The sequence below is a fragment of the Bradyrhizobium sp. SZCCHNS3016 genome (genome assembly GCF_032484535.1).
Classification (GTDB): Bacteria; Pseudomonadota; Alphaproteobacteria; order Rhizobiales; family Xanthobacteraceae; genus Bradyrhizobium.
Map to the genome: position 1 here is coordinate 286662 of NZ_JAUETE010000002.1, position 12533 is coordinate 299194.

The 12533-nt window shown below is 64.3% G+C and carries 8 protein-coding genes, 1 tRNA gene and 1 pseudogene; 6 read left to right on the forward strand and 4 right to left on the reverse strand.

The window, feature by feature from the left end:
• Nucleotides 1–54: 54 nt before the first annotated feature.
• A complete protein-coding gene (locus tag QW881_RS05615) occupies nt 55–1266 on the forward strand; it encodes an NnrS family protein (protein ID WP_315756083.1) in 1212 nt (403 codons plus the stop codon).
• Here the strand turns inward: QW881_RS05615 and QW881_RS05620 are convergent.
• Nucleotides 1251–4598: a PAS domain-containing sensor histidine kinase gene (locus QW881_RS05620; RefSeq protein ID WP_315756084.1), complete on the reverse strand. Its 3348-nt coding sequence runs from the start codon at nt 4596–4598 to the stop codon at nt 1251–1253. The two genes, QW881_RS05615 and QW881_RS05620, sit on opposite strands and share 16 nt — an antisense overlap.
• A 320-nt stretch (nt 4599–4918) precedes the next feature.
• Here QW881_RS05620 and QW881_RS05625 point away from each other — a divergent pair, with 320 nt between their 5' ends.
• The 3 genes from QW881_RS05625 to QW881_RS05635 all read left to right on the forward strand — a co-directional run bounded on the left by QW881_RS05625 (nt 4919) and on the right by QW881_RS05635 (nt 6276).
• Nucleotides 4919–5299, forward strand: coding sequence for a phasin family protein (locus QW881_RS05625; protein ID WP_315756085.1), 381 nt, complete (start codon nt 4919–4921; stop codon nt 5297–5299).
• 205 nt (nt 5300–5504) lie between these two features.
• Entirely contained in the window at nt 5505–5939 is a 435-nt protein-coding gene (locus QW881_RS05630; RefSeq protein ID WP_315736365.1) for a phasin, read from the forward strand.
• A gap of 260 nt (nt 5940–6199) precedes the next feature.
• A tRNA-His gene (locus tag QW881_RS05635) sits at nt 6200–6276 on the forward strand.
• A 285-nt stretch (nt 6277–6561) separates the two neighbouring features.
• Here QW881_RS05635 and QW881_RS05640 read toward each other — a convergent pair.
• Nucleotides 6562–6760: pseudogene (locus tag QW881_RS05640) on the reverse strand (helix-turn-helix transcriptional regulator); the annotation flags it as partial.
• Between the two features lie 127 nt (nt 6761–6887).
• Entirely contained in the window at nt 6888–9899 is a 3012-nt protein-coding gene (gene traA / locus QW881_RS05645; RefSeq protein WP_316158341.1) for a Ti-type conjugative transfer relaxase TraA, read from the reverse strand.
• A 394-nt stretch (nt 9900–10293) separates the two neighbouring features.
• Here traA and QW881_RS05655 point away from each other — a divergent pair, with 394 nt between their 5' ends.
• A complete protein-coding gene (locus tag QW881_RS05655; RefSeq protein ID WP_316158342.1) occupies nt 10294–10512 on the forward strand; it encodes a hypothetical protein in 219 nt (72 codons plus the stop codon).
• Nucleotides 10513–10757: 245 nt separating this feature from the next.
• Nucleotides 10758–10892, forward strand: coding sequence for a hypothetical protein (locus QW881_RS05660; protein WP_316158343.1), 135 nt, complete (start codon nt 10758–10760; stop codon nt 10890–10892).
• A gap of 213 nt (nt 10893–11105) precedes the next feature.
• Here QW881_RS05660 and QW881_RS05665 read toward each other — a convergent pair whose 3' ends face one another.
• Nucleotides 11106–12182: a phosphatase PAP2 family protein gene (locus QW881_RS05665; protein ID WP_316158344.1), complete on the reverse strand. Its 1077-nt coding sequence runs from the start codon at nt 12180–12182 to the stop codon at nt 11106–11108.
• Between the last annotated feature and the right edge of the window lie 351 nt (nt 12183–12533).

Genomic DNA, 12533 nt, shown 5'->3' on the forward strand with positions numbered 1-12533 from the left:
GGATAGGGCGCCATGATCGGCGCGGTTCCGGTCGACCATCCAACGAGCATGCACATGGCCATTCCACGCAACTATCAGGGCTGGACCGTTCTCGCCAACGGGTTCAGGCCGTTCTTTCTGCTGGGCGCGCTCCAGGCCGCGCTGGCGATCCTGATCTGGGTCCCGGCTTTCTACGGCGAGCTGAAGCTGAGCTCCGGCTTCGCTCCCCGAGACTGGCACGTGCATGAAATGCTCTACGGCTATTTGCCGGCCATCGTCACCGGCTTCCTGTTCACTGCGATCCCGAACTGGACCGGACGTCTGCCGATCCGGGGCCTGCCGCTGCTCACCCTCGTGATCGTGTGGATGGCCGGGCGACTGGCCGTCACGATGTCCGCGCTGGGCCCCTGGTGGGCCGCGCTGCTGATCGATGCGAGCTTCCTTATGCTTGTCGTTCTGGCCGCCGCGCGCGAGATCGTCGCCGGTCGCAATTGGCGGAATTTGCCGGTGGTCGCAATCGTCGCGGTGCTGTGCGCCGGCAACATCGCGTTCCATGTCGAGGCTCATCTGCGTGGTTCGGCCGACTACGCCATTCGCGTCGGTGTTGCCGTGATCGTGCTGCTGCTCGCACTGATCGGCGGCCGCATCACGCCGAGCTTCACCCGCAACTGGCTGGTCAAGCACAATCCCGGCCGGCTGCCGGCGCCGTTCGGCCGCTTCGACATCGCCGTCGTGCTGTTCAGTGCGCTGAGCCTGCTCGGCTGGATTCTGGTTCCTGAGAGCGCGCCGACCGCGCTTGCGCTCGCTGCGGCCGGATTGTTGCATGTGGTGAGGCTCGCGCGCTGGGCCGGCGATCGCACCTTGCGCGAACGGCTGCTGGTCATCCTGCATGTCGGCTACGTGTTCGTCCCGCTCGGCTTCCTGCTCACGGCGGCCGCTAGCCTCGGATGGATTCTGCCAAGCGCCGGGCTGCACGCCTGGATGGTCGGGGCCGCCGGCATCACGACGCTTGCAGTGATGACGCGGGCCACGCTCGGCCACACCGGCCAGGCGCTGACGGCCGCGCCCGCGACCCAGGTGATCTATCTGGCGATCATCGTCGCAGCAGTCACGCGGGTCTGCGCCGTGTTGGCGCCGGCGCATACCGAGGTGCTGCTACACGTCGCGGCGCTTGCCTGGGTGGTCGCATTCGCCGGCTTCGTTCTGGCGTTCGGTCCGCTGCTGCTCGGTCTCAAGTGGCGTGCGCTGGCCGTACGCCGGGCAGGATCGGTTCAGCCGGTGCTCTGATTGCGCGCCATGGCGCGCGAGAACACCACCTCGATCAGCGTGCCGGATTTCGGCGCGGCCTTGATATGGAACTGCGCCCGGTTGGCTTCGACCAGCGCCTTGGTGAGCGACAGGCTGAGACCGGCGCCATCGGAGCCTTGCTCGGAAGCCGAGGGCGCACGGAACGGTTCGAGCGCCGCGGCCACCTCCTGATCGTTCAGGCCATGACCGGTGTCGCGGACGCGCAGCGCGACCTCGCCGAAATCGGTCAGCGCGGTCGAGACGATGACCTGGCCGCCGGGATTGGCCAGCGAGATCGAGGCCGAGATCACGTTCATCGCGATCTGGCGCAGCGCCCTGGCGTCGGCGATGACCGGCGGCAGCAGTTGCGACAGCGAGGTGCGGATGATGATGCGGGCGCGGTTGGCCTGCGGCTGCATCGCTGCGACGCAGCTCTCCACCAGTTCGTTGAGATTCTGGCTGGTGAAAGCGAGCTCGAGCTTGCCGGTCTCGATGCGCGACAGCTCCAGCAGATCGTCGATCAGGGAGACGACGCGCTCGCCCGAGGTGCGGATGTCCTTCATGTATTCGGCGTAGCGGGTGTTGCCGATCGTGCCGAACCGTTCGCCGATCATCACCTCGGCAAAGCCGATGATCGCGTTCAGCGGCGCGCGTACTTCGTGGCTGATCCGGGCCAGCATGTCGGCCTTGGCGTTGGCGGCCCGATCGGCCACGCGACGAGCCTGCAGCAACTCGCTTTCGCCGCGGTGGAGCTGCGACAGATCGCGGAACACGGCAAAGAAGTTCGGACCGTCGGGCCGGGTCCGGCCAATTGCCATCGACAACGGAATGAGGCCGCCCTGAGCGATCTTCCCGAGCACCTCGCGGCCTTGATCGAGCCCGCTCGACGCGCCGGCCTGCTGCACGCTGTCGAGGTCATCGAGCACGAGGCGGGCGCTTTCCGGCGCGAACAGCTCGATCAGGTTACGGCGCACCAGCGCCGCGCCGTCGTGACCGAACAGCGCCTCGGCGCTGCGGTTGCAGGCGTGGATGTTGCCGCCGGCGTCGAACATCAGGATGCCCTCGGCTGTGACGTCGAGGATCGCCGCAAGATCTTCGGCTTCGGCGTGGCCGGCGGCCGGAGGAGGGGCCACGACCAGGGGGGCTGGTGCAGCCGAGGCCGGCACCGGCATCGGTGCAGCGTCGGTCGCCGTCGGAACCGCGGCCGCGGTTCCGGGCACCGGAGCGAAGATCAGGGCATGGGCGGTATCGCCGTCCCAGGTGATCGTGAACAGGCGGGCTTCCGCCTTCATCTCCTCGCTGGAGGAGCCGTCGGCTGCCGAGATCGTGACGGGGGTGCCGGCCTCGGATTTGTTCGACGCTGACGACACGCCCGGCTCGACATAGAGCGCATCGAGCCCGCCCGCCTGCTCCAGGGCCGCAAGGTCGGCGTAGCCCATCTGCCTGAAGAAGGCCGGATTGCCATAGAGCAGGCGATCGAGCCGGTAGATCAGCATGCCCGTTGGCAGCAGGTCGAGCAGGATGCGGTCGCGCTGGCTGTCGCCCTGGGCCGGCGGCTCCTCGGGGATGAGCCATTCGGTCTGCAGCCCCGCGCCATGATCGGTCGCCGTCTCCGTCGCCGATGGGGTCTGCTGCTGCGGCGGGACCAACGGATCGCTCACGCGCGATCCCGGCTCGAACGCCGTATTCGCGACGTCCGCGGCTGAGTTGCGGATCTCGCCTTCGAGCCGGGCCGACAGCTGACGCGCGAGTTCATGAAACGCACTGTTCTCCACCGGCGTGAGCACCGGATGCTTGGACTCGCCCGGAGCGCGGAACGGGACCACGTTCCCGGTCGTTTCGAGCCCGATGCCGTCGATGTGGTGTACGTCCGGCGCAATGGAAGCCTCACGCGATGACGCAGTGACGTTGTCCTGCTGCGGCGGCACATCTGCGGCCTGCACATGGTCGGATTGAGCAGGTTCGGTTTCGTCGGCGTCCGGAGCATCGGCCGCGTCTGCATCGGCCAATGCGGGGCGACGCAGTGCGGCCAGCCGGTCCAGAGCGTCGAGGTCGCGACAGACGCCGAAGCCGCGATAGCCGGCATGGGTCCTGTCCTCCGTCAGGACAGGCAGTCCCGACAATTCGACCGCAAGCCGCTCGCCGTCCGCGGGCCAACTGACGACGAGCCCGCTCCAGGTCTCTTTCGTTTCGATCGCCGCACCGACCCGCCCGTCTGGATCGAGGCCTAGCGATGCAGTGAGCTCATGCCAGGGACGGCCGAGCTTGGCGGCGCTGTGCCGCCCGATCAGGCGGGTGAATTCGTCGGAGCCGATCGAGAATCGTCCCTCGGCATCCATCTGCCAGGAAAATCGGAGTGGGTGGCGGCGGCCGACTGAAGGGTCCGCCGCGCCGGACTCGGCAGGATGCGTCTCATCCGTCGTTTGCGGCACCGGCACCGGCGCCTCGAACAGGTCGGCCTTGGCCTGAGCGTCGATCAGCAGGAACTCGGCCGGCGCTTCGTTCGACAGCGCGGGGGATTCATAATCGGTTCGGCGTTCAGTCATTGCATCCACCGGAAGAGGAGGCGAAATCACGACCACGGGCCCAGCGGCAACGTGCACGGGGGCTGGTGATGCCGGGGCGGCATCTGCGGTTGGCTCTGATGTCTGCGCCGAGCCTGGCGCCTCCATCCCGTCGGCTAGGGCCGGCATCGGGACGGCCACCAGCCCGACCTGGTTGCCGTTGCCGATGCGGTAGAGCGCTGCGCGCTCGGTGCCGAACGTCACCTCGGCCATGCCGTCGATAAGCGCCGCCCTGCGTATCCCGACGAAATCCGGCTCGCTCAGGTCGCGCATGCCAAACAGACGCCGTCCGGCTGCACTGATGCCGGCGAACTGGCCATCCGGGGTGAATGCGATCAGCGCATGTCCGCTGGCTTCCACGAGCCGCTTCAGGCGTTCTGCTAGCGGGACACTGCGTCCGCCCCCGTCGGTGCTGGTGATCAACACCGCGCGCGTGCCATCCGGCAGATCGATCCTGGTGCAGCCGCAGGTCGCGAGCGTGCCGAGCGGCGCGCCGAAGCCACGGAGGCGTTCGAGACGCAAGTTGCCGTTCTCGGGCAGACGCCGTCCCAATTGAGCGACCTGGCGGCGATGCGCGTCGGCGGGGCCGAGCGCCTTCGCGATCAGCGCCGTTGCGCTCGCCGCGCCGAGGGCGCGTGCACCGGCCGCATTGGCCCACAGCACACGGCTGCCATCGGCCGACCATAGCCAAGCCGGCAGACTGCCGGCGGCGTGGACAGCCAGCCGGGGGTCGCTGAGCGCCTGCAATTCGAGATCGGCGTAGGTCATGGGCGACGACGGCGAACGGCTCTTGTGATGTTGATCGGTCGACGTTGATCGGCGGCCGGAACTGGTGGCGTTAAGAATTCGTTACTATCGCGCGTTTTGAGGGCCAAGGTCCACGGCGGGGCCGTACTCCCGTCCTGCTAAAGCTTGGATAACCTTAATGTGTTCCTCGTGAGCCGCAGCGCACGGTATTGCGGCGAAACCGGGCATGGCTCGTTGCAATCCCCCCGTTGGGGACCATGAGTTGCGTAGGCAGCGGCAGCGGGGACGGCCGCTTCGAGACGAGGCGCTGCGGGCGAAGCCAATCGGGACGCCAGGGAACCATGACCGACGACGGGCGACGATTCGAGATTCCGAAAGACATGCGAGCGATGGCGGAGGCAGGCTTCGACCAGGCACGTCAGACGTTCGAGCAGCTCCTGGCTGGAGCGGAGGCGACGGCAGGCTCGCTCGAACAGCGCAGCGCGACGGTACGGGCCGGGACCAAGGACATCGGCGCCAAGGTCTCGTCCTATGCCGAAAAGAACGTCCAATCGTCGCTCGACGACGCTCAATCGCTGGTGCACGCCAAAAACCTGCCCGAGGTGCTGCGGCTGCACCGCGAATTTGTTCAGGGCCAGATGCGGTCGCTCGCCGAACAGGCAAGCGAAATGGGCCAAGCCATCGGCAAGGCTGCGATCGACACTACCAAGCCCAAGGCCTGAGGGGACGTTCTCCGCTCCCGTAAATTTTGGAAGCGGGCGCGACAAAGAGTTCCTGATAATGGAATTTCCATTGCGTTGCACAAAAACGACACGATATAGCTCTACGCGAGGTTGTTACCTCCCAGGGGCGGTTCCTCTGCGTGATCCGAAGCGACTTCCCGATTGCCGGGACGGTCCAGTCTCAATGTTTCGAAGGATACATGCCATGACCAATGCCACCGATCCGTTCTCCGCGTCCATCATCCCGTTTGAGGTTCCCGAGCAGGTGCGCGCGCTCGCCGAAAAAGGCGTGTCGCAGGCCCGTGAGAACTACGCCAAGTTCAAGGACGCTGCGGAAACGCACAATTCGGCCATCGAGGCCTTCTTCGCAAACGCCAGCAAGGGCGCCGGCGTCTACTCGTCCAAGGTCATGGAATTTACGAAGGCCAATACGACGGCTTCGCTCGACTTCGCCCAGGAGCTGTTCGGCGTGAAGTCGCCGTCGGAGGCGATGGAGCTGTGGACCGGTTTCGCGCGCAAGCAGTTCGAGACCTTCACGTCCCAGGCCAAGGAGCTCGGCGAGCTCGGCCAGAAGGTTGCGGCCGAGACGGTCGAGCCGATCAAGGAAAGCGCCAGCAAGCTGTTCAAGACGGCGGCCTGAGGCCGGCCTGGTTCGAGCCAGGTGCGCGGTACGGCCGTGCGCCGGTGAGGCCAGCGGAAGATCCAGGACCCGGACGCGTTGCGGCCGGGTTCGATGCTTTCTGGGCTCCCGCTTGAACGGGGGCTCACTCGAGCCGAAACGGCGTCAAAAAACGCCGGCATGGCCGGGGACTTTATCCGTTCTCGGCCTTGCCAAATTGGCCCGTTGCACCTAGTTTCCGGCCCGTTCGGACGCCCCCTCGCGGGCAGTCCATGGCGGATGCAGTTGTAGCTCAGTTGGTTAGAGCGCCTGTCTGTGGAACAGGAGGTCGGTGGTTCGAGCCCACCCAACTGTACCAACGAAATCAATAACCTAAGCGAAATTTGGCTCGCCGGCTTTTCGGACTAGCTACCATCTAGCAACCACGGTCGAGCGAAGCATCGACGTCGCTAAGCCCGTCGAGAAAAATTTGCGGACACATGATCCGCTCGTCCCAGCAGCGCTTGGTCGGCAGGCCCGTAAGTCTCGAGACCGCAAATGTGGATCGGCACGGCCGCGGGGAACCACGTTTCCGGATTACCCTCGGCGCCCAGCTATTCGTGTTCATTGCGGACCTTAACCCTTGGTCGTGGCCGGATTTGGTGAATCGATCTTTGGTTCGCCATCCAACCGGATCTGCGATCCAGCGGCATACCTCATTCATGTCAACTGCTGCCATTGGTGCTGATCCTGAGCTGGGCAGGGAACGTGCCCTCGGCGATCTTGCGGTAGATGGTGGACCGGGACAGCCCAGTCCTGCCAAGGACGGATTTCAACCTGATGATGCGGTCTGGTTCGCGCATGGGCCGCGATGCCTCTTGCTGGCTGCTTCTGAAGGTTTGTGAGACTAGGCAGGCCAAGCAGTTAGGCGAGCAATAGGATCTCGGGCAATGCCGACTGTGGCGTAGAGCCCGCGGCAAACGGGGCGAGTCAAACTCCGATGCTCCGGCCTCTGCCCAGGTCGATCCCGTGAGCGAAGGCGAGGTCTTGGCCGAGGCGGCGGCCTGATTCGAAGGGGATGCCGAGGTCTTTCTTGCGGCCGGCGAGGATAGATTCCATTTGCGGATCGCGTTCGAGGCTTTTGACCATGTCGCCCATTGCCGAGCGCGCAGCCTTGTGGCCGGACATGTCGCCAGCTTGGTATAGGCGCTGGCTGGTGTGGTCGAGCTTGTGCCAGCGCTGCACAAAGCGATCGGCGCGTCGGCTTGGATCGGTGCGAAGTTCGGTCTCGAGCTGGAGCGCGCGGATGGCGCGTTTTAGGCTTCCGCCTGCCGCTTCGCGTGCAAGCTCCGGCTTCTTCTTGTAGGCAGCCTCGGCGTCGTGGGAGCCATAGGGTCGCACTTCCTCGAAGGCCTGGCGGGCCGTCTGCAGCTCTTTCACCTGTTCGGGACCTGCTTTGCCGCCCGTCTCCTGCGCCGCGAAGATCGCATCCACGGCCCTGGCATGGCGCACTAGCGCGCGGGTCCGCACGCGACGTGCTTCCGCCTCGGGATCTTGCGCCACGTTGCTTGCCGGCACTTCGATTTCGCGCCGGTCGGCTGCCGTACCGCTCCTTTCCCTTTCCGGCGACCCCCGCTCGGGCCGTTGTCCGCCATGCCGGTCGGACACTTCCCCAGGAACGCGAAGGCCGTCGAACACGTCGCGCAGCTTCTCCGGCATGACCTTGCGCACGATCTCGGCCACGCGCTCGCGGAACGTGATCCCACGCCGCTCGGCGTAGCTCTGGATCGGATTGGCACGGTCGTAGTCGGAAGCCATGTCCTTGGCCCGATCGCGCGATAGGGTGCGGACCAGCCGATCCTCATTGGCAAAGTCGTCACGGCCATAATGCAGGTCGACGCAGTCGCGGTGCCGCGACAGCGCGACATAGCTGCTGTGGGCGTCCATGCCGGGCGTTGCCAGGACATGGACGCGGTCCACCGTCATTCCCTGCGCCTTGTGGATCGTCGCCGCATAGCCATGGTCGATCCCGTTGTAGTCCTTGAGGTCGAAACGCACGGATCGGCCATCGTCGGTCTGCACAGTCATGGATTGCTGACTGACCAGCTCAATGGTCCCAAGCGTGCCGTTCTTCACGCCAAGGCCGCGCTCGTTCCGCAGGAACATCACGCGATCCCCGCTGGCGAAGGTTCTCGCGCCGCGCTCGACCGCCACGTGCACCTCGTCGCCGAGATCGCCGGCGGCCCGCATCCGCTCGCGCGCTGCCTCGTTCAGCACCCGGACCTCGTCATTGGTGTGGGTGAGGATGATCCGGCTCCGATCCGGTGATGCCTGCCGGTCGCGGTCCCAGCGCTCGATAAGATCGCCGCGCGCCTGCTCGCGGGTCTGAGCCTCATGCACCATGCCATGGGCACGATAGGCTTCCAGCGCATGGCTCACTTTGCCGGTCGCCAGATCGCGCGTGGCATTGCGCTGCCAGTCCTCCCTCTGACGGCGCACATCGCCGATTTCTGCGCCGCCGTGATGGTCATGGATGGAGCGGAAGGCTGCACCCGCTTCGATGGCCTGCAGCTGTAGCGGATCGCCGACCAGGGCAACCTTGGCTCCCGCCTCGGCCGCATGGGACAGCACGCGCTCGAGCTGGCGCGTGCCAACCATACCGGCTTCGTCGATCACCAGCACGTCGCTCGATTTGAGCAGATTACGGCCGTGTTCCCAGCCATGCTCCAGGCTGGCGATCGTGCGAGAAGATATGCCCGATCCGCTTTCGAGGTTTTCCGCCGCAATGCCGGACAGCGCCACGCCCCGGACCTCGAAGCCCGCCGCTTCCCACGCTTCCCGCGCCACACCCAGCATCGCGCTCTTTCCCGTCCCGGCATGGCCTATGACGACACCGAGATCGCGTCCGCTCGTCACATGCGCCAGCGCCTCCGCCTGCTCGGACGACAGAACCAGGCCGCGCACTTCCGCGCGCGCCAAAGCGGCTTGGCGATCCGCATCGCGCACCTGATGGCGCTCCCTGTCCGCCATGAGTTTGGCGGCACAGTGCAGGCGCTGTTCCGCCTCGATCATCGCACGCGTTGTGAATCGATCCTCGCCACGAGAGTCTTTGCCCAGTTCGACCAGATCCGGCGCTCCCTGCATCGCGCCCATGACCGCATTGAATTGGTCGAGCCCGTCACTGTGCCGGTGCGCGAATTTTGCCATGTCGCGGCGTGTGAGAGTCGATTGCTGCTGGGTGATGGCGTCCAGTCCAAGCAAGGGATCGGCGATGATCCGCGCGCCATTGTTTCGCGCAATCTCGCGGTGCATCTCGGCCCGGTCGGCCTCACCGACTTCTCCAGCGACGCCCCGAACCTCAATCCGTTTGGCCGGCGCGCCGATCTGGCTTTGCGGCTCCAGCGCGATGCCCTGGGCTTCCAGACTGCGATGGTCGATCCGTGCGTCAATGTCGAGCTCAGCCAGCCGCTCATTGGCGAGCTCCGCCCAGCGTTCGCGCCAGCGCTCGACCATCTCGGTGCGATTCCAGTCTCGTACCTTTTTGCCAAAGCCGTTCTGATCGACCGCGCGCATGGTCAGCATGACATGAGCATGAGGTTTCGGCAGTCCGTCCTCGGCCCTGTCCCAATGCACATTGAGATCGGCGATCATGCCAAAGTCCACGAACTCGCTCCGAACAAAATCACGGGCTAGCTCGATGCCCTGCGCCTCACTCATCTCGCGCGGAAGCGCAAACTCCACCTCGCGGGCCAGCTGGGCATCTTTCCGGATTTCGAACGCTTCGACATCATTCCAAAGCCGCTCGCGATCGCCCCATGCCTCCGGTGCGTTCTCCGGCAGCATCACCTCGGAATGGATGACGCCGCGCTTGGCGGAGAAATCCTGCTCGCGGCCGAGCCGCTCGTCACGCAGCCGTGAGCCCGAGCGGTATGCGGCCGACGCCACCGCGCTGCTCCCGGCCTTTCGGCCAATGACCTTGACATGAAGATGATAGATCGCCATCGCGACCAGATCACTGGCACAGCGAAGCGCACGTCGGAACGACGTATAAGCGCGCCCTCCCTCGAAAAAATCTCGGGAGGGACTACCGCGTCCCAGGCTGTCCTGATGACTCTACAGCATTGCGCGCGTTGCCCAGCTACCATTTCTCCGTCGCCGCTCAAGGGAGCGACGTGGGAAAGCCACGGGACTCTAATGCTGAAGTGATCGCTACTGGCGCAGATGGCTGAAGCGCCGATGAGCCAGCAGGCGCCCTGATCATCCTGACCGAGACAAAAGAGGAGAGGCATGGGCCAAACGCGGGGCTGCGTTCTTTCAGGGACATGCACTGGCAACTCATCATTGCAGCGGCGGTGCTCCGGCGCAATCGGGCGGCGCGTAGAAGCTGAAGAGCAGAGTGGAGCTCGAAGAAGTGGCTCGGTTGCAAGATTTGAACGACGAAGGCAGGCTTGGTGAATTGGACGAGCGGGACGGACAACAGATGTTTGTCCGCCAAGATGTGGATGGCGCTCCGGCAACGGTCATGTTGGGCCACGCTTTAGGAATTGCTAGAAAGCGAAGTGACTACGGCTCGGATATTGTCCTGCGGATCTGCGAGCGGACGGTTGAGGGCTAAAGCCTTCGATCTGTCGGCCGTGACAAAGGCATGCCGGGCAATGCCACGATGGTTGACCGCACACCTGGAATTTCGCGACCAGTATGTGCGGGCGTGGGCGGTACGCGCTGACGCAATAGCGGAAACGGTGATCGAGAGACGACGACAGTCAGGACAGGCTGAGGGATCCAGAAACCGGCGGCAGCAGGGGGAATGCGGAGTTCGTGGCCCCGCTTACGTCTCCGCGTTGACGCCGGAATTGGTTGATGGCGCATATGGCACCCAAAAAATACGACGATTGGCTGGCGCAGGTTCATATGGGGAATGCGGAGCAGCCGGTCGAGCACAGGATCATGCGCATCAAGCTGCTGGCAGCGAAAATGGCGGGGGGCGAGGAGTAAACAGTGCTCTCGGCGGTCGCTCAAGTCCGGTGCGCCTCGCTCCATCGACCGCCAGGAGTGTTTTACCGCGTGCATGATTTCGAATCGACATGGGTGAGTCGGTTCAATGGCGCGCACGTGATCAACTGTTGTGGGCCCGGTGGTGCCCTCGCCGGCTCGGTATTCTCCGCGTCTGCCACGCCGTTCTGCGGCCTGAGGGGTCCTTCCCGGCGCTCATCGGTGAGCTGTGACCCAAGCCTCTCGAGCCGCAGGGATGCAATGAGATTGCGCAGCGAAACGGCCATCGCGTTCGCGTAGCCTCAGGGCAACAAGGCGCGCGACGAGAATGGACAAGATTGCGATCGAGATCCCTGCGATCATGTCGACAAGGAAGTGACCGCCTCCTATTGGGGTCGACAACAACATCGCTCCGTGGATCATGACGTTGAATGGCCGCAGCCAACGAAAAGACCACAGCGCCCAGCCATCGAGGACCGCGGCTGCCGCGTGAAAGCTCGGAAACGTCACTATCCCGGCGAGGTGGTTCGTATCCAGCAGGCGCAGCGTCCCGTCGCGAACCAGGAGCATGTCGCGCGCCGAGTCGTAAAACGCCTGGGGAACGATGTTGGGGTAGTCGGATGGTAATAGCCCCAGGACGTGGTAAACGCCAACTGCGGGGATTAGGAGAGTGATGCCACAGGTCAGAGCCAGGGCGAGACTTATCGCGAGATTGAACTCGGCCAGGCGGCGATAGTGGCCGAACAAGGGAAGCGCCACGATGATGATGCAGGCCGTCAAGGAGATCGCTCGATAACCGAACGCGAGGATCATGACGAGCCAAGGACGGTCATTGGCGAATGACAGGTACTCGCGAAAATCAAAGCCGAGGGCTCGATCGAGCGCGAGCAGGTTTGCGTCCTGGAGCGGCAGATTGGCGGCAGTCGCAACGTAGGAGAGGGATGCCAGGACGATCGATGCCAGGGTGGTCTGGGCAATCCCGGTCAGCAACGAGAAGATCCACGGTTTGGCACGCTGAGCCGACCGCGCATTCAAGTAGCCGATGTAACCATACAGCGCCGACGTTGATAGGACGATAAGGTAGCCTATCGGCTCCACGCGAAAGTCCGTGAGAATCAAGCATAGCCCGAACAGGAGCCACAAGCCTGCCATCACACCCCAGTTGAACTGAAAGATCGCCCATGCGGTTGCTGCCTCGCTGTCGTCGTGAGGTTTGCGCAAAACGTGCGCCCATAGCGCCAGCGGCGTGCGGGTGAAAAAAGACAATAGGCCACCGGTTGCGGCTTCCGACATTGTCGTCCGCTCTCTCATTTCGATAGATTTCGATATGCTTTCCGTCGGTGTCTTGTTACGGCGGTCCCGATCCGAAAATCAACCTCGGCGGGCAAAATACGCGAATACCGTGCGAGGATGCTTAATCAAACGTAGCGGCAAAATCAGGTGCCGGTTGCACCGAACTAATCTGAATCGCGCGGACGAGTCTGTCTGGTCGCATTTGAGCGAATTGGAGATAAGTCCGCTGCCTGTGGTGAGAGTTGCGCTTCTCGTTTTATCGACAGGTAGAGCGTCGGCGAGAGAGTGCTGTCGCGGAGCCGCGCGATCCGCGCCGAGGGTCGAAATCCCCGGCGCGCGGCTACGGCCAAT